Consider the following 16,757-nt stretch of genomic DNA (forward strand, 5'->3'; position numbering starts at 1 on the left):
CCGCCTGCTGGGCAGGGAGCGGAATCCTCATCAGCACACGCCCCGGGCGCACGCCCCGGCCTTGATCGGCTACACCACCAAGCGGGACGCCATCCACACCGACCTCGTGGAGTGCGTGGCGTAGGCGCTTGGTCGCGATCCGGTGCTGGCCGACATGCCGGACCAGGACGTCTTCCGGCCCCTTTGCGTTCGGACCGCGCTTGCCCCGTTGATGCGCCTGGCCCGTGAAGTGTGTGGTACTGAGATGCTCGTCGGCGATCCACTGCCGTGTGTTCGTTCGCTGTCTGCCATTGTCCGGCAGCCCCAGGTGGCGCAGTACCTCCGCGAGGGAGGACGACTCGGCAACGGCTGCTCGCACTTCATCAGGAGTGGGGCGACGAAGCCTGCCACAGGGGCGGAAGTGGGACACGTCGATGCTGAAGTCGGCGAATCGCTTCATGAGGTAACGACGGAGATTGCCGTACGGCTTGGTGCCGAAGAACGCGATGACTTCGTCGATGTCGGAGCACTGCTGAGCGGCTTCCGCCAGTTGCTCCCGGCAGTACTGCACGCCGCTGCTCATGAAGCGCCGCCCGCGAACCGGCCCTTGCCGCGTCCTCGGTAGCTGTCCGTGGTGGAGTGGCAGTTGGGACACAGAAGTCGCAGGTTTTCGATGCGATTGTTGCGCCAGTCGCCGTCGACGTGGTCGACCTCCAGCGGCAGAGGCTCCCCGAGCCACACTGCTTCGATTCCGCAGAGGGTACAGCTTTCTTCGACGCCCACCTCTCTCATCGCACGCTTCAGTCGATAGCTCGGAACTCTCGGAGCATGCGGTGATGCGTCCTTGACGAGGATCTCCCCGGGTGCGCGGCGTCGCCGGTTGTCTTTCATGCGCTCTGTCCGGGCAACTGGATTGAAGTGAGTGGTGTCGATTCCGTACGCCTTGATTCGGCGGCCGATGTTGGCCTGATGGCCGCCTACGTTGTCGAGCCCGAGTCGGCGTACCACGTCATTGACGCTCGTGGATTCCGCGACCACCGGCTCAAGCACCTCCCGCGTCCACTTCACCCCCTCCCTCTCGAAGTGTGACGTGTCCACCCCAAGCTTTTTCATCCGCTCTCTGATGTAGTTGCGCCTCGAACTCCCCGGATCCACCCCCAGCCTCCCCAACGCCTCCGACAGCGTCCGCGCCCCCCGAGCCGCCTCCTCCAGTCGCTCCCTGGTGTACGCACTCGCTCCCATGGAGTCCCCTCCGTCCCGGCCGCGCGTTCGCAGCCCGTACGGAGTAACGAACCGGTTGTCGGACGGGCACGCACGGGCATGGAAAACGGCCCGCGCCGGGAGTGTCCCGGTGCGGGCCGTCTGCGGCGGTGGATCAGGTGGTGCTCAGATGCCCAGGTCCTTGATGATCTTGGCCACGTGGCCGGTGGCGCGGACGTTGTAGAGGGCCTTCTCCACCTTGCCCTGTTCGTCCACGATGATCGTGGAGCGGATGACGCCCAGGTACTTCTTGCCGTAGTTCGTCTTCTCGCCGAAGGCGCCGTACGCGTCCAGGACCTTCTTGTCGGGGTCGGCGAGGAGGGTGACCTTGAGGTTCTCCTTCTCGCGGAACTTGCCGAGCTTCTCCGGTGCGTCGGGGGAGATGCCGAGGACGTCGTAGCCGGCGTCGGCGAGGAGGGAGAGGTTGTCCGTGAAGTCGCAGGCCTGCTTCGTGCAGCCTGGGGTGAGGGCCGCGGGGTAGAAGTAGACGATGACCTTGCGGCCCTTGTGGGCGGAGAGGGACACCTCGTTGCCGTCGGCGTCGGGGAGGGTGAAGTCGGGGGCTACGTCCCCGGGCTGGAGTCGCTCGCTCATCGCTCTAGCGTAACGGGGGGTCCTGACATGGCGGCCGGGGCGAGAACTGACAGACTGTCCAGAACATGCAGTACCGCAGAGTTCGGAGGGCCTACGGTGGCGGAGACGTCGGACACCAGAACCCCGGCGCAGATCGAGGCGGACATCAAGCGCCGCCGCGAGGTGCTGGCCGAGACGCTGGACGAGATCGGGGTGCGGGTGCACCCGAAGACCATCGTCGGCGACGCGAAGGCCAAGGTCGCGGCCAACGTCGATCACACCCTCGGGAGGGCCTATGTGCAGGTCAACCGGGTCGTGAGCGATGTGAAGGCCCAGTTCGTGGACGAGGAGGGCGCGCCGCGCCTCGAGCGGGTCGTGCCCGTCGCCCTCGTCGCCGTGGGCGTCGTCGGGCTGCTGGTCCTCAGCGGCACCCGGCGGCGTAAGAGCTGACCAGAGGCAGGTAGGTTCACAGGCGTGAGCGCCAAGAGAGACGAGCAGAGCAGCCAGCACGACAAGCTGCCCATCCGGATGCTGCACGACCGGGTCCTGGTCAAGCAGGAGACCGGTGAGGGCGAGCGCCGGTCGGGCGGGGGCATCCTGATCCCCGCCACGGCGGCGGTCGGGCGTCGGCTGGCCTGGGCCGAGGTGGTCGCGGTCGGTCAGAACGTGCGGACGGTGGAGCCCGGCGACCGGGTGCTGTACGACCCGGAGGACCGTGCCGAGGTCGAGGTGCGGGGCGTGGCCTACGTGCTGATGCGGGAGCGCGATCTGCACGCCGTGGCCGCCGACCGGTTCGAGGGCTCGGAGGACTCGACCGGCCTGTATCTCTGATTCAGAGCCTCAAGAGGCCTGGTGGCTACGGTCACCAGGCCTCTTTGTCGTTCTTTTGCTACCTTCGAAGGCGCAAGCCCGACGAGACGCGCCGTACCGGGACCGTGAAGGCAAAGACGACGCACCCCACGTGGTCAGCGCTACGTCAGCGCTACGTACAGCGATACGTCTCGGAGGTGCCTGTCATGGCCTGGGTTCTGCTCGTCGTCGCCGGTCTGCTGGAGGTCGGCTGGTCCGTCGGAATGAGGTACACCGACGGTTTCACCCGGCTCGTGCCCAGCCTGATCACCGGCGCCGGGATCGTCGCCAGCATGCTGCTGCTGTCGTACGCCGCCCGGTCCCTGCCCATCGGTACCGCGTACGGCGTATGGGTGGGGATCGGGGCGGCGGGGGCGGCGGTGTTCGGGATGGTGGTGCTCGGGGAGCCGGCCACCGCCGCCCGGATCTTCTTCGTGTGTCTGCTGCTGGTCGCCGTGGTGGGGCTCAAGGCGACCAGCGGTCACTGACCGGTCCGGCGGGCGGCTACCCGAATCCGAGGCCGCCGCCGTTGTCGCCGGCCGTGTTCCCCGTCGACGTCCCCGCGTTCCCGGTTCCGGCCGTGGTGCCCGTACTGGAGCCGTCGGTGGTGGTTCCGGCGGAGGTCCCCGAGTCGGTGCCGGAGGTCGTCGTACCGGTGCTGGTGCCGGAGGTGGTCGTACCGCCGTCGGTCGTGCCGGAGGTGGGGGAGCCGCCCGTCGTGCCGCCGCCGGTGGTGCCGCCGGGGTTCGGGCTGCCGGTGGTGCCGCCGGTGCTCTGGTCGCCCCCGGTGGTGCCGCCGTTGTCCTGGCCGCCGGCGCCCGGGGTGGCCGGCCCGCCGGTGCCCGGGGTGGCCGGCCCGCGGGTGGCGGGTGCCTGGGTCTCGGCGCCCGCCTGGAGGTCGAGGTCGAAGGCGAAGGGCGCGGTGCCCTTGAGGGCGTTCTTGGTGTACTGCGACCAGATCTCGGTGGGGACGCCGCCGCCGTTGATCCGGGCGAGGCCCAGCGCGCCGTAGAGCGGCTTGTGGGCGGCCGTGACCGGGTCCTGGCCCATCACGGAGACGACGGTCGCGAGGTCGGGCGTGTAGCCCGCGAACCAGGCGGCGGTGTCCTCCTCCGCGGTACCGGTCTTGCCGGCGGCGGGACGGCCCGCGGCCTGGGCGGCGGTGGCGGTGCCGTTGTCGACGACGCTCTGCAGGATCGACGTGGTGGTGTCGGCCGCCTGGCGGCTGACCGCCTGGACGGTCTTGGACTTGGGCAGCTGGATGGTCTGAGTGCCGTCCTTGGTGATCTTCGCGACCATCGTGTACGTGCCGTGCTTGCCGTGGTTGGCGAGCGTGGCGTAGGCCTCCGCCATGTCCAGGACGCTGGCGGTGGCGGTGCCGAGCGCGATGGACGGGTACGGCTGGAGGTCCTTGGTGTCGGCGGGGATGCCCAGGTCGACGGCGGTCTGCTTGACCTTGGACGGGCCGACGTCGACGGCCATCTGCGCGTACACCGAGTTCACGGACAGGTCGGTGGCCTTGCGGACGGTGATCTGTCCGTACGACTTCTCGTCCTCGTTCTCCGGTGCGTAGGCGCCGCCGGACCAGCCCTGGACGGTGCGCTTGTTGGTGCCGTCGTAGTAGGTGTTCGGGGTGATGGCCTGCCCGGACTGGGTGGTGGAGCCGTTGTCGACGGCGGAGGCGAACACGAACGGCTTGAAGGTGGAGCCGACCTGGAAGTCGCCGCGGGTCGCGCCGTTGGTGTACTGCTTCACGTAGTCGATGCCGCCGTACATGGCGACGACGTTGCCGGTCTTCGGGTCGACGGAGGCGCCGCCCGCGCGGACGTAGCTGTCGACCTTGTTGTTCTTCTTGTCCAGCTGGGAGATCAGCTTGTCGTTCACCGCCTTCACGAAGGCGTTCTGCTTGTCCTTCTCCAGGGTGGTGGTGATGCGGTAGCCGCCGGCCTCCAGGGAGTCCGAGTCGATGATCTTGTTCTTGATCAGGTAGTCGTTGACGGCGTTGACGACGTAGCCGCGCTGTCCGGACATGCCGGTGGAGACGGTCTGCTCCTTGGGCATCGGGAACTTCATGGCGGCCCGCTTCGTCTCGCTGAGCCAGCCCTTCTTGACCATGCCGTCCAGGACGTAGTTCCAGCGGGCGATGGCCGCGGCCTTGTTCTCGGGGTGGGCGACGACGTCGTACTCGCTGGGCGCGTTGACGAGCGCGGCGAGGTAGGCGGCGCGGGCCGGGTCGAGGTCGGCGGCGTCCTTGCCGTAGTAGGCCTGGGCGGCGGCCTGGATGCCGTAGGCGTTGCGGCCGAAGTAGCTGGTGTTGAGGTAGCCCTCCAGGATCTGGTCCTTGGGCTCGCTGCGGTCCAGCTTGATCGCGACGAACACCTCCTTCACCTTGCGGGTGACGGTCTGTTCCTGCGCGAGGTAGTAGTTCTTCACGTACTGCTGGGTGATCGTCGAGCCGGACTGGGTGCCCTTGCCGGTCGCGGTGTTCCAGGCGGCGCGCAGCATCGCCTTGGGGTCGACGGCGGACTCGGTGTAGAAGTCGCGGTCCTCGGCGGCGAGCACGGCGTGCTGGGCGTCCTTGGAGACCTGGGCGAGGGTGACGTTCTCCCGGTTGACCTCGCCGTCGCGGGCGAGCTGGGAGCCGTCGGCGTACAGGTACACGTTGGACTGCTTGGTGGCGAACGCGTTGGCCGCGGGGATCTTCACCATGGAGTAGCCGAGGAAGAACAGGCCGATCAGCAGGAGCGCCCCGAGCACGAACGTGCCGAGCAGCATCCGCCAGGTGGGGATGATCCGGCGCCATCCGGTGCGCTTGGTCCGCTTCATCTTCTTTCCGCCCCCCTTCGTCTCCGCCTCGGCGGCGGGCGGCTCCGCCGCGGACGCGGCGGGTGCCGCGGGCGGGGTGGGCGCCTGTGCCTTCGGCACCCTGATCGCCGCGAGCTGCCGCGTCTGCGTGTCCTCGGCCGGCGCGCCGCGCTGCGCCGGCGGCTTCCGTACGGCGGTGAGCTGCTGCGTGTGCGCGTCCTGAACGCCCCCCGACACCCCGGCCGCCCCTGCCCCCGGCCGCGCCGCGGCGCCGGGCGCCTGAGGTCCCTTGCCTCCGGCGGCGGCTGCCTGCGTGCCCTGGCCGCCTGCGGCGGCTGCCTGCGTGCCGTTGCCTCCGTCGGCGGCTGCCTGTCGCTTCGGCGCCCCGGGGGCGCCGGGTGCCTGTGCCCGCGGCGGTGCTGCGGCGCCGGGTGCTTGTGTCCCCGGCTGTGCTGCGGCGCCGGGTGCCTGTGGCCCCTTGGCGCCTCCGGCGGCTGCCTGCGCGTCCTGGCCGTCGGCGGCTGCCTGCCGCTTCGGCATCCCGGACGCGCCGGACGTCGGTGCCCCCGGCTGGGTTCGCGCGCCGGACGCCTGTGGCCGCGCCTGGTTTCCCGCGGCGGCTGCCCGTGCCCCGGACTGCCCTCCGGCGGCTGCCTGCGCGTCCTGGCCGTCGGCGGCGCGTACCTGTCGCTTCGGTTCCCCGGGCACGCCGGACGTCGGTGCCCCCGGCTGGTCTCCCGTCGCCCGGTCCGTCGGGGTGGTCGGCTGGGCCTTCGCCTCCTCGACCCCCTTGGCCGGCCCGGCCGGCCCGGTCTGCTTCCCCTCGGCCGCAGCCGGCGGCTCCGTCGGGCCTCCGCCGCCCTCGTTCGGCTGCTGCGGCTGCGGCTCGTCGCTCATGTGCTGCACGGACTCCTGTTTCGCGTCGTACGTTTGTTCCAGTACGACCTCGTACGCTTCTGCGCCCCCAGATGAAGACTCTCGCACCGCGCGTTCCGTTCCCGGATTCCGGCACGCTTCGGTCACGGAAATTGCGTGGCCTGCGGTGTCGTCGGCGCAGTAGGCTCCTGCGCTTCGGTGTCGGGCGGTCCGGGAGGTCGGTTGGCGTGGGCGCGGGACGGTTGTACACGGCCGTCGCGGCGGGGGGTTTCCGAAGGTACGCGACGTACCGGGCGGCCACTGCGGCAGGGGTGTTCACCAACACGGCCTTCGGGATCATTCTCGTCTACACGTACTTGGCGCTGTGGGACGAGAAACCGCACCTCGGAGGCTACGACCAGGCACAGGCCGTCACCTACGTGTGGCTCGGGCAGTGCCTGTACGCGACGCTCGCCATCCAGGGCGGGGGTGTCGAAAAAGACCTGATGGAGCGTATCCGCACGGGCGCGATCGCGATCGACCTGTACCGTCCGGCGGACCTGCAACTGTGGTGGCTGGCGACGGACCTGGGCCGCTCGCTCTTCCAGATGCTGGGCCGGGGCGTGATCCCCTTCCTGGTCGGCGCGGTGTTCTTCCCGACGGCGCTGCCGTCGGACGCCGGCACCTGGGCGGCCTTCCTGGTCGCGCTGCTGCTGGCGATGCTCGTCAGTTTCGGCATCCGCTACCTGGTCGCGCTGAGCGTGTTCTGGCTGCTGGACGGCACGGGCGTCAACCAGGCCATGATGATCACGGGGATCTTCTTCTCGGGGATGACCCTGCCGCTGAACGTGTTCCCGGGCGTGCTCGGCGAGATCGCGCGGGCGCTGCCGTGGGCGGCGCTGATCCAGATGCCGGCCGACGTGCTGATGGGGGAGACCGGCGCGCCGGAGGCGTTCGCCTTCCAGGCGGCGTGGGCGGTGGTGCTGCTGGCGGCGGGCCGGCTGGTGCAGTCGGCGGCGACCCGGCGGGTGGTGGTGCAGGGTGGGTGAGCGTGCCCTGGAGGCGCTGCGGACGTACCGGCTGATCGCCGGGATGTGGGTCCGCTCGACGATGATCTACCGGACCTCCTTCCTCCTCACCGTGGCCGGGAACCTGCTGGTGACCGGCCTGGACTTCGCGACGATCCTGCTGATGTTCAGCCGGGTCGACTCGCTGGGCGGCTGGTCGCTGCCCGAGGTCGCCTTCCTGTACGGCCTGTCGGCGACCGCGTTCGGGGTGGCCGACCTGGTGCTCGGTTCGATGGACGTGCTGGGCTCCCGGATCCGCGACGGCTCCTTCGACACGCTGCTGGTGCGGCCGGCCCCGGTCCTCGCCCAGGTGGGCGCGGACCGCTTCGCGCTGCGCAGGCTGGGCCGGATCACCCAGGGCGCGGTGGTCCTCGGCTGGGCGACGGCGTCGGTGGACGTCCACTGGACGGCGGCGAAGCTGCTCCTGCTGCCGCTGATGCTGGGCAGCGGTGCGGTGATCTTCTGCGCGCTGTTCGTGGCGGGCGCGGCCTTCCAGTTCCTGGCGCAGGACGCGGCCGAGGTGCAGAACGCGTTCACCTACGGCGGTACGACACTGCTCCAGTACCCGCCGACGGTGTTCGGGAAGGACTTCGTGCGCGGGGTGACGTTCATGCTGCCGCTGGCCTTCGTCAACTGGGTGCCGGCGGCGTACGTACTGGGGCGGCCGTACCCGCTGCGGCTGCCGGAGTGGACGGTGTGGTCGCCGCCGCTGGTGGCGGCGGTGTGCTGCGCGCTGGCGGGGCTGGCGTGGCGGTCGGGTCTCAGGTCGTACCGGAGTACGGGGAGTTGACGATGTTCATCGAGGTCGACGGGGTCGAGAAGGTCTTCGAGGTGCGCAAGAAGGCCGGTTTCCTGAAGCGGGAGCGCCGGCAGGTACGGGCGGTGGACTCGCTGTCGTTCACGGTGGCGCGGGGCGAGATGGTGGGGTACATCGGGCCGAACGGTGCCGGGAAGTCGACGACGATCAAGATGCTGACGGGCATCCTGACCCCGAGCGCGGGCCGGCTGCTGGTCGCCGGCATCGATCCGTCCCGCGAGCGCACGAAGCTGGCCCACCGCATCGGCGTCGTCTTCGGGCAGCGCACCACCCTGTGGTGGGACCTCCCGCTCGTCGACTCCTACCGGCTGATGCACCGCATGTACCGCATCCCGGAGGCCCGTTACCGGGAGAACCTGGACCGCCTGGTCGAACTCCTGTCCCTGGAGACCCTGTTGGACGTCCCGGTACGCCAACTGTCCCTCGGCCAGCGGATGCGCGGCGACATCGTGGCCGCACTCCTGCACGATCCGGACGTCCTCTACCTGGACGAGCCGACGATCGGCCTGGACGTCGTCTCCAAGGCCAGGGTCCGCGACTTCCTGCGGGAGCTGAACGCGGAACGCGGCACCACCGTCCTGCTCACCACCCACGACCTCCAGGACATCGAGCAGTTGTGCTCCCGCGTGATGGTCATCGACCACGGGCGGCTGATGTACGACGGCCCGCTCGCCGGGCTGCACGAGGTGGGCGAGAGCGAACGGACCCTGGTGGTCGACCTGGAGCGGGAGCTCCCGCCGATCGAGGTGGGCGGGTCGGCGCGGGTGGTGAAGGTGGAGGGGCCGCGGCAGTGGCTGGCGTTCCCCTCCTCGGAGTCGGCGGCGCCGCTGGTGGCGCGGATCGCGGCGGAGTACCCGCTGGTGGACCTGTCCGTCCGCGAACCCGACATCGAGACGGTGATCGCGACGATCTACGCGGAGCGTACGACCGCGTAGTCCCGGCCGCCGTCAACTCGTACTCTGCTCCTATGACCGACGAAGCCCCGGAGTTGCGCGCCTCCGACGCCGATCGTGAGCGAGTCGCCGAGATCCTCAGGGACGCCCTCGCGGAGGGGCGGCTCGACATGGCGGAGTTCGAGGAGCGGCTGGAGGCGACGTACCAGGCCCGTACGTACGGTGAGCTGGCGCCGCTCACCAGGGATCTGCCGGCGACCGGCGCTCCCGCGGTGTCGCTGGCCAAGCCGCCGGCGGACGAGGGCCGTTGGGCCGGCCGGTTCGTCGGCGGCGAGGGGACCTCCACCTGGGCGGTGGCCGTCATGTCCGGCTTCCAGCGCAAGGGGCGCTGGACGGTGCCGAGGCGCTTCACCTGCCTGGCGTTCATGGGCGGTGGCGAGATCGACCTGCGCGAGGCGAACTTCGCGGACCGCGAGGTGGAGATCAGCTGCTTCGCGGTGATGGGCGGGGTGAGCGTGATCGTGCCGCCGGGCGTCGAGGTGGTGATGCGGGGCATCGGCGTCATGGGCGGCTTCGACCACTACGAGGAGGAGACGCTGCCGGACCCGGGCGCCCCCAGGGTGATCGTGACGGGCCTGGCGTTCTGGGGCGGCGTCGAGGTCCAGCACAAGGCGACGAAGGCGGAACGCCGACGCCTGAAGGAAGAACGCCGCCAGACCCGCCACGAACTCCAAGAGGCCCGCCACGAGTGGCGCGAACAACGCCGAACAGAACGCCACCACCGCAGACACGACAACGACTGACCAACCCAGCCACACGACGACTCCCAACGGACGCCGGGCCACCCGACCTCAGGGACACGGCAACTGCCGACCGACGGCTGGGCCACCCGACCTCAGGGACGCGGCAACTGCCGACCGACGGCTGGGCCACCCGACCTCAGGGGCACGGCGACTCCCGACCGACGGCTGGGCAGGCCGACCTCAGGGGCACGGCGACTCCCGACCGACGGCTGGGCAGGCCGACCTCAGGGGCACGGCGACTCCCGACCGACGGCTGGTCAGCCCACTCAGGGGCACGGCGACTCCCGACCGACGGCTGGTCAGCCGACCTCAGGGGCACGGCGACTCCCGACCGACGGCTGGTCAGCCCACTCAGGGGCGCTGGGGGTACCCCCGGCCGAAGGCTGGGGGAGGAGCTGCGCGACCAGCCCCCACCGGCCCGCAGCCACCCACCGCCCGCCCCACCGGCCCGCAGGTCCCCCCTCGCCCGGCCCGGCACCGCCGAACACCACCGTCGTGGCTGATCACCGTCGCGGCGGATGGACGGTGCGCGTCGGTCGGGAGAGGGCCGGCAACCCTGATGCCCCGTCGGCTCACGGCGTCGGCTCGCGGCGTCGGCTCACGGCGTCGGCTCGCGGCGTCGGCTCGCGGCGTCGCCGAGCCCGGCTCACGGCGTCGCCGGGCCCCGTCGGCTCACGGCCTCGCAGAGCCCTCGCTCACAGCCTCGCAGAGCCCCCGTTGGTGAAGTCCGTCAGGTCGATCTCCTTGGCCATCTTCGCGAAGCCCGCGTCGTTCGGGTGGAGGTGGTCTCCCGAGTCGTAGAAGGGGCGGAGGCGGTCGGGGGCGTACGGGTCGCGCAGTGCCTGGTCGAAGTCGGTGACCGCGTCGTACACCCGGCCCGACCGGATCCGCTCGTTGATCTCCTCGCGGACGCGTTCCCTGGCCGGGGTCCACCCGGCGTGCCCCTGGAACGGCATCAGGGTCGCCCCCACCACCCGGATCCCGTGCCCGTGGGCCGCGCGGACGAGCGCCCGCAGCCCGGCGACGACCGCGTCGGGGTCGGCGAGCGCGGGGTTGCGGAGGATGTCGTTGACGCCGAGGTCGATGACGACGACCTGCACGGCGGGGCGGGACAGGACGTCCCGGCCGAACCGGTCGACCCCGCTCTCGTTGACGGCGGGCCGCCCGCCCCTGTCCGCGAGGACCTGGTTGCCGCTGATCCCCTCGTTGACCACGCCGTACCGCAGGCCCCCCGCACGCAGCCGCCCCGCGAAGACGTCGGTCCAGCGCCGGTTCGCCCCCGTCGTGGACGTGATCCCGTCCGTCAGCGAGTCCCCGAACGCCACCACCGTGCCGGCGGAGTCGTCGCTCAGCACGTCGAGGGCGGTGACGTAACGCCAGTAGGGCGTCTGCCCGGTGTACGCGGCGGCCCCCGCGTCCTCGGTGCGGTCCCCGGCCGCGACGTACGAGATCTGGCGGGCGCGCGGGTGGTAGGTGACCGGACCGGACGCGGTGGGGGAGTACGTGGTGACCAGCACGTCCGCCGCGCGCGGCACCCGCAGCGGCACCGCGTCGCTGACCGCCTGCCCGCCCGCCGGTATGACCACGGAGACGGCACCGCCGAAGGTGAGCCGCCGCATCGTCCCCGGCGCGGCCGCCGCGGTGTCGTGGGCCGCCGCGAGGGCGACGGAGGCGTGGGTGAGGGTGAGCGCGGACTGCCCGTACAGGTTGGACAGGGTGACCCGGGCGCTCGTCCCGGACACGCTCGTGTGGACGACGTTGCGCACGGACCGGCCCGCCAGCCCGTCCGCCTCGGTGCCCGGCTCGCCGCCCACCGGGGCCGCGGCCCAGGAGCCGACCCAGGTCCCGGCCGAGACCGGGGCGGCCGAGGCGCCGCGCGGGCCGCCGCCCGCCACGCCGGTGGCCGCGGACGCCCCCTCGTCGGGGGCGACGACGAGATAGAGGGTGGCGGACAGGGCCACGATCAGTGCCAGTACTGCCCCGAGCAGGGCGAAGCCCTGGTGACGCCGGGTCATGCGGATGCGGTTCTCCTCGACCTGCGGGCGGCCGCTGACGGACAGGGCCTGCCGGAATTCCCCGAACATTACATACGGTGGGAACTCTTGTTCCGTTCCGGGAGTAGGTCAGCAAGGGACAATATGTGCGGGATCACCGTGAGGGTGGACCGGCTGCGAACGGGTGGAGCAGATGGCGGAACCTACGGAGACGACGGACGGCCCGGCCGACGACCGTACGTACGGCCGTACTGACGGCCGTACCGGTGGCCGCGCGGCGGCCGCACCGTCGTACAAGTCGATGAACGCCTTCACGCCGGCCGACGAGGAGCGTCAGCGGGGCGTACGGCGGATGAAGACCACGGCGACCGGCCTGCTGCTGCTCGTCGCCCTGGTGTACGCGCTGGCCAAGTGGGCGTCGGGCGCGGGCGCCGGACCGTGGGCGGACTACGTGGCCGCGGCGGCCGAGGCGGGCATGGTCGGCGCGCTGGCCGACTGGTTCGCGGTGACCGCCATCTTCCGGCATCCGCTCGGCGTGCCCATCCCGCACACCGCGATCATCCCCCACAAGAAGGACCAGCTCGGCGTCTCGCTGGGCGAGTTCGTCGGCGAGAACTTCCTCTCCCAGGACGTCGTACGGCAGCGGCTGCACGCCGTCGGCATCGGCAGCCGGCTCGGCGCGTGGCTGGCCGAACCGAAGAACGCCGACCGGGTGACGGCCGAGCTGGCGACGGCACTGCGCGGCGCCCTGACCGTGATGCGGGACTCCGACGTCCAGGCCGTGGTCGGCGAGGCCATCACCCGCCGGGCCGACGCCCAGGAGATCGCCCCGGGCATCGGCAAGATGCTGGAGCGGATCGTCGCGGACCAGGGCCACAAACGGGTCGTGGACCTGGTCGTCAGCCGCGCCCACGACTGGCTGGTGCTGCACGGCGACTCGGTGATGGACGCCGTGCAGGGCGGCGCGCCCGGCTGGACGCCCCGGTTCGTGGACCGGCGGGTCGGCGAGCGCGTCTACAAGGAACTGCTGCGCTTCTGCGCCGAGATGCGGGACATGCCCACCCACCCGGCGCGCGGCGCCCTCGACCGCTTCCTCACGGACTTCGCGAACGACCTCCAGTCCGACACCGACACCCGTGCCCGGATCGAACGCCTCAAGGGCGACGTGCTGGGCCGCGGCGAGGTGCAGGACCTGATCGCGTCCGCCTGGACGGCCGTACGATCCATGATCGTCTCGGCGGCCGAGGACGAACGCAGCGAGCTGCGGCTGCGGGTGCGCGCCTCCCTGATCTCGCTGGGCGCCCGGATGGCCACCGAGCCCAAGGTCCAGGGGAAGGTCGACAGCTGGGTCGAGGGAGCGGCCGTGCACGTGGTGACCACCTACCGCAAGGAGATCACCTCCCTGATCACCGACACGGTGGCGGGCTGGGACGCGGAGCACACCACCCGGAAGATCGAGGCGCACATCGGGCGCGACCTCCAGTTCATCCGGATCAACGGCACGGTCGTCGGCTCGCTGGCGGGCGTGCTGATCTTCACGGTGTCGCGGGCGCTCGGGGCGTAGGGAGCGTTCCGCGGGGCACTCGATCGGGCGGCTTTCGGTAGTGCAGTTCCGGTCGAGGAGGCGCGTGTGGGTACGGCTACGGACATGGGCGTGGACGAACACGGCAGACGTACGATCACCTCCCGTATCCCGGCCCGTCTGGACCGGCTGCCGTGGTCCCGCTGGCACTGGACGATCGTCCTCGGCCTCGGCACGGTCTGGATCCTGGACGGCCTGGAGGTCACGGTCGTCGGCAACATCGCCAGCCGGCTGTCCGAACCGGGCAGCGGCCTCGCGATCTCCTCCGGCCAGGTCACCGGCACGGCCGCGGCCCTGTACGTGGCGGGTGCCTGCGTCGGCGCCCTGTTCTGGGGCCGTATGACCGACCGCTTCGGCCGCAAGAAACTCTTCATGATCACCCTGGCGGTCTACCTGGCCGCCACCGCGCTGACCGCGCTCTCCTTCGCCCCGTGGTGGTTCTTCCTCTTCCGGTTCCTGACCGGGTTCGGCATCGGCGGCGAGTACGCGGCGATCAACTCCGCGATCGACGAACTGATCCCCGCGTACTACCGCGGCCGCGTGGACCTCGTCATCAACGGCAGCTTCTGGATCGGCGCGGTCGGCGGCTCGCTGCTCTCGATCGTCGCGCTGAACACGGACTTCCTGGCGAAGGACGTGGGCTGGCGGCTGACGTTCGCCCTCGGGGTCGTCCTCGGCCTCGTCATCCTCCTCGTGCGGCGCAGCGTCCCGGAGAGTCCGCGCTGGCTGCTGATCCACGGCAGGGAGCGGGAGGCCGAGGAGATCGTCTCGTCCATCGAGAGCCGGGTGGAGGCGGAGAAGGGCGAGCCGCTGCCCGAGCCGGAGGGCGAGCTGGTGATCCACCAGCGCGGCAGCGTCGGGTTCGGCGAGATCGCCCGTACGGTCTTCCGCGACTACCGGCGGCGGGCCGCCCTCGGTTTCTCCCTCTTCATAGGGCAGGCGTTCCTCTACAACGCGATCACCTTCGGGTTCGGCGCGATCCTCACGACGTTCTTCGACGTGCCGACCGGCGACACGGGGTACTACTTCGTCGTCATCGCGGTGGGCAACTTTTTGGGCCCGCTGCTGCTGGGCAAGCTGTTCGACACGCTCGGCCGGCGGGTGATGATCTCCGGGACGTACCTGCTCTCCGGGCTCCTGCTGTTCGGCACGGCCTGGCTGTTCGACCGCGGCTCCCTGACCGCGACCACCCTCACGGCCTGCTGGTGCGTGGTGCTGTTCTTCGCGTCGGCGGGGGCGTCCAGCGCGTACCTGACGGTGTCCGAGATCTTCCCGATGGAGACCCGCGCGATGTCCATCGCGTTCTTCTACGCGCTGGGCACGGCGGCCGGCGGCATCAGCGGGCCGCTGCTGTTCGCCGACCTGACGGGCACGGGCAAGGTCTCCGACACGGTCCTCGCCTTCCAGATCGGCGCGGGCCTGATGTGCGCGGCGGGACTGGTGGCGGCACTGCTGGCGGTGAACGCGGAGCGCAGGTCCCTGGAGGACGTGGCCACACCCCTGTCGGCCGCGGGGGACGAGACGGCGAAGGCGCAGGCGTAGGGGCGCTGGGGGCGCCCTCGGCCGGAGGGGGAGCAGTCCGCCGTCCGGGCTCGGTATCGCCCCGGCGGCCGGGCCCCGTCGCTCTCAGGCGCCCGTGGTGGAGCCCGGCCGGACGATCATCAGCACCGTCACCGCGGCCCAGAGGAGGTTGAACAGCCCGGTGAACATGGCGAGTCGCACGGTCGCCTGCCGGGTCCCGCCCGCTGCCCCGGCCCCCTCCGCGGACCCGCCCTCGACCAGCGCGGTCTGCCGGGGCAGCACCAGCGCGACGAGGACGAGCGCCGCGAGTGCCGTGAGCGCGATCGACGCGATCAGCCAGGCGCTGCCCAGCACGTGCATGTTGCTCGCCGTGGCGAACCCGAACACGGGGACGACGACGCCGACGAGCGCGTACACCCGGCAGATCCGGTGCAGCAGGAGCAGGGTGCCGGCGGCCCGGACGTCGTCCGGCGCCTCGAGGACGCGCCGGGCGGCCGGCGGGAACATGCTGGCGGCCACGGTGACGGGACCGATGGCGACGATCGCCGCGAGGACGTGGACGGCGAGGAGGAACTTGGTCACGGCGTCGACCGTAGGCGCCCGGAAGATCGCGCAGAAGCGGCGATACTGCCACTGTTCAACGGATTCTCGCCAGGAGGTGGGCGCCGGTTGCGGGAGAGCGGCCCCTCCCGCGTCCGCAATCCGGCGAACGGCTACGTTCCTGCCATGCACACCGTCGCCGTGCTGGTCCTGGACCAGGTCATCCCCTCCGACTTCACCGTGCCGATCGACACCTTCGGCTGGGCCCGATTGCCCGACGGCCGGGACGCCTACCGGGTGCGGGTGTGCGGTCCCGCGGCCGAGGTGACCGCGGCGGGCGGCGCGTTCACGGTGCGCGCGCCGTACGGGCTGGACGCGCTGGCCGAGGCGGACACCGTCGTCGTGCCGGGCCTCGCCGACCCCGCCGCCGTACCGCCGGCCGAGGTCGTCGGGGCCCTGCGCGCGGCGGCGGCGAACGGCACCCGGATCGCGTCCGTCTGCGTCGGGGCGTTCGTCCTCGCCGCCACCGGACTGCTGGACGGGCTGCGCGCGACCACGCACTGGGCGGCGGCCGACGCGCTGGCCGCGAGGTACCCGGCGATCGAGGTCGACCCGAACGTCCTGTACGTCGACAACGGCCAGTTCCTGACCTCGGCGGGCGCTGCGGCGGCCCTGGACATGTGCCTGCACCTGGTCCGCAGGGACTACGGCTCGGCGGTCGCGGCGCACGCCGCCCGGATGTCGGTGATGCCGCTGGAACGGGAGGGCGGCCAGGCCCAGTTCATCGTCCACGACCAGCCGCCGGCCCCGGCCGGGGCCACCCTGGAGCCACTGCTGAACTGGCTGGCGGACCACTGCGACCGGGACCTGACCCTGGAGGAGGTGGCGGCACGGGCCGGGATGAGCACCCGGACTCTCAACCGCCGCTTCCGCGAACAGACCGGCACGACCCCGTTGCAGTGGCTGCACCGGGCCAGGGTGCGCCGGGCGCAGCACCTCCTGGAGACCACCGGCCACCCCGTCGAACGCATCGCGGCCCAGTCCGGCTTCGGCTCCCCGACGGCCTTCCGGGAACGCTTCCGCAGAGTCGTCGGAACCAGCCCCCAGGCCTACCGCCGGGCGTTCCGACGCCCCTGAAAGGGGCGCTGGGGGCACCCCCGGCCGAAGGCTGGGGGAGGAACTGCGCGACCGGCCACGACGGACCCGCACCCGCGCACGA

Annotated in this window: 16 protein-coding genes and 1 riboswitch; of the genes, 10 read left to right on the plus strand and 6 right to left on the minus strand. The window is 71.3% G+C overall.

The window, feature by feature from the left end; translation table 11 throughout:
• From AB0958_RS41000 to bcp, 3 genes are all read right to left on the minus strand, one after another.
• A partial coding sequence (locus AB0958_RS41000; RefSeq protein WP_366895581.1) for a hypothetical protein occupies positions 1-562 on the minus strand: 562 nt, incomplete at its 3' end.
• Entirely contained in the window at positions 559-1,221 is a 663-nt protein-coding gene (locus AB0958_RS41005) for an HNH endonuclease (RefSeq protein WP_366895582.1), read from the minus strand. The genes AB0958_RS41005 and AB0958_RS41000, both read right to left, overlap by 4 nt.
• Before the next feature lie 144 nt (positions 1,222-1,365).
• Positions 1,366-1,833, minus strand: coding sequence for a thioredoxin-dependent thiol peroxidase (bcp, locus tag AB0958_RS41010; RefSeq protein ID WP_366895583.1), 468 nt, complete (start codon positions 1,831-1,833; stop codon positions 1,366-1,368).
• A gap of 96 nt (positions 1,834-1,929) precedes the next feature.
• Here bcp and AB0958_RS41015 point away from each other — a divergent pair, with 96 nt between their 5' ends.
• From AB0958_RS41015 to sugE, 3 genes are all read left to right on the plus strand, one after another.
• Positions 1,930-2,262, plus strand: coding sequence for a DUF3618 domain-containing protein (locus tag AB0958_RS41015; RefSeq protein ID WP_132890578.1), 333 nt, complete (start codon positions 1,930-1,932; stop codon positions 2,260-2,262).
• A gap of 24 nt (positions 2,263-2,286) precedes the next feature.
• Entirely contained in the window at positions 2,287-2,643 is a 357-nt protein-coding gene (locus AB0958_RS41020; RefSeq protein ID WP_093502483.1) for a co-chaperone GroES, read from the plus strand.
• A 49-nt stretch (positions 2,644-2,692) separates the two neighbouring features.
• Positions 2,693-2,769: riboswitch (guanidine-III (ykkC-III) riboswitch) on the plus strand.
• A 59-nt stretch (positions 2,770-2,828) separates the two neighbouring features.
• Positions 2,829-3,149, plus strand: coding sequence for a quaternary ammonium compound efflux SMR transporter SugE (gene sugE / locus AB0958_RS41025; protein WP_366895584.1), 321 nt, complete (start codon positions 2,829-2,831; stop codon positions 3,147-3,149).
• Positions 3,150-3,165: 16 nt separating this feature from the next.
• Here the strand turns inward: sugE and AB0958_RS41030 are convergent, their stop codons facing one another.
• Positions 3,166-5,487: a transglycosylase domain-containing protein gene (locus tag AB0958_RS41030; RefSeq protein WP_366895590.1), complete on the minus strand. Its 2,322-nt coding sequence runs from the start codon at positions 5,485-5,487 to the stop codon at positions 3,166-3,168.
• Positions 5,488-6,584: 1,097 nt separating this feature from the next.
• On the opposite strand from AB0958_RS41030, the gene AB0958_RS41035 reads away from it, so the two are divergent.
• Genes AB0958_RS41035 through AB0958_RS41050 form a run of 4 tightly spaced genes read left to right on the plus strand, consistent with a single transcriptional unit; the run spans position 6,585 to position 9,901 of the window.
• Positions 6,585-7,370: an ABC-2 family transporter protein gene (locus AB0958_RS41035; RefSeq protein WP_366895591.1), complete on the plus strand. Its 786-nt coding sequence runs from the start codon at positions 6,585-6,587 to the stop codon at positions 7,368-7,370.
• A complete protein-coding gene (locus tag AB0958_RS41040; protein ID WP_366895585.1) occupies positions 7,363-8,178 on the plus strand; it encodes an ABC transporter permease in 816 nt (271 codons plus the stop codon). The genes AB0958_RS41035 and AB0958_RS41040 overlap by 8 nt, the downstream gene beginning before the upstream one ends.
• 2 nt (positions 8,179-8,180) lie before the next feature.
• The gene (locus AB0958_RS41045; protein ID WP_366895586.1) at positions 8,181-9,140 is read left to right on the plus strand and encodes an ABC transporter ATP-binding protein; all 960 of its coding nucleotides are present in this window, start codon (positions 8,181-8,183) and stop codon (positions 9,138-9,140) included.
• Positions 9,141-9,172: 32 nt separating this feature from the next.
• Complete coding sequence (locus AB0958_RS41050; protein ID WP_366895587.1) at positions 9,173-9,901, plus strand: DUF1707 domain-containing protein; 729 nt, start codon at positions 9,173-9,175, stop codon at positions 9,899-9,901.
• 695 nt (positions 9,902-10,596) lie between these two features.
• Here AB0958_RS41050 and AB0958_RS41055 read toward each other — a convergent pair.
• Positions 10,597-11,916 (minus strand): SGNH/GDSL hydrolase family protein, encoded by a 1,320-nt coding sequence (locus AB0958_RS41055; protein ID WP_366895592.1) that lies wholly within the window; start codon positions 11,914-11,916, stop codon positions 10,597-10,599.
• Between the two features lie 280 nt (positions 11,917-12,196).
• On the opposite strand from AB0958_RS41055, the gene AB0958_RS41060 reads away from it, so the two are divergent.
• Positions 12,197-13,459: a DUF445 domain-containing protein gene (locus tag AB0958_RS41060; protein WP_366895594.1), complete on the plus strand. Its 1,263-nt coding sequence runs from the start codon at positions 12,197-12,199 to the stop codon at positions 13,457-13,459.
• Positions 13,460-13,543: 84 nt separating this feature from the next.
• Complete coding sequence (locus tag AB0958_RS41065; protein ID WP_366895595.1) at positions 13,544-15,019, plus strand: MFS transporter; 1,476 nt, start codon at positions 13,544-13,546, stop codon at positions 15,017-15,019.
• A gap of 84 nt (positions 15,020-15,103) precedes the next feature.
• Here AB0958_RS41065 and AB0958_RS41070 read toward each other — a convergent pair whose 3' ends face one another.
• Entirely contained in the window at positions 15,104-15,580 is a 477-nt protein-coding gene (locus AB0958_RS41070; RefSeq protein ID WP_366895588.1) for a hypothetical protein, read from the minus strand.
• A 144-nt stretch (positions 15,581-15,724) separates the two neighbouring features.
• Between AB0958_RS41070 and AB0958_RS41075 the strand changes: the two genes are divergently transcribed.
• Complete coding sequence (locus AB0958_RS41075) at positions 15,725-16,675, plus strand: helix-turn-helix domain-containing protein (RefSeq protein ID WP_366895589.1); 951 nt, start codon at positions 15,725-15,727, stop codon at positions 16,673-16,675.
• The last annotated feature ends 82 nt before the right edge of the window (positions 16,676-16,757 follow it).

It is taken from the genome of Streptomyces sp. NPDC006655 (assembly GCF_040703965.1).
Taxonomy (GTDB): Bacteria; Actinomycetota; Actinomycetes; order Streptomycetales; family Streptomycetaceae; genus Streptomyces.

Excerpts from the sequence above, each read along its gene's own strand:
- AB0958_RS41005 (WP_366895582.1), bottom strand. The coding sequence starts at position 1,221 with ATGGGAGCGAGTGCGTACACCAGGGAGCGACTGGAGGAGGCGGCTCGG.
- bcp (WP_366895583.1), bottom strand. The coding sequence starts at position 1,833 with ATGAGCGAGCGACTCCAGCCCGGGGACGTAGCCCCCGACTTCACCCTC.
- sugE (WP_366895584.1), top strand. The coding sequence starts at position 2,829 with ATGGCCTGGGTTCTGCTCGTCGTCGCCGGTCTGCTGGAGGTCGGCTGG.
- AB0958_RS41030 (WP_366895590.1), bottom strand. The coding sequence starts at position 5,487 with ATGAAGCGGACCAAGCGCACCGGATGGCGCCGGATCATCCCCACCTGG.
- AB0958_RS41045 (WP_366895586.1), top strand. The coding sequence starts at position 8,181 with ATGTTCATCGAGGTCGACGGGGTCGAGAAGGTCTTCGAGGTGCGCAAG.
- AB0958_RS41050 (WP_366895587.1), top strand. The coding sequence starts at position 9,173 with ATGACCGACGAAGCCCCGGAGTTGCGCGCCTCCGACGCCGATCGTGAG.
- AB0958_RS41055 (WP_366895592.1), bottom strand. The coding sequence starts at position 11,916 with ATGACCCGGCGTCACCAGGGCTTCGCCCTGCTCGGGGCAGTACTGGCA.
- AB0958_RS41060 (WP_366895594.1), top strand. The coding sequence starts at position 12,197 with ATGAACGCCTTCACGCCGGCCGACGAGGAGCGTCAGCGGGGCGTACGG.
- AB0958_RS41065 (WP_366895595.1), top strand. The coding sequence starts at position 13,544 with ATGGGCGTGGACGAACACGGCAGACGTACGATCACCTCCCGTATCCCG.
- AB0958_RS41075 (WP_366895589.1), top strand. The coding sequence starts at position 15,725 with ATGCACACCGTCGCCGTGCTGGTCCTGGACCAGGTCATCCCCTCCGAC.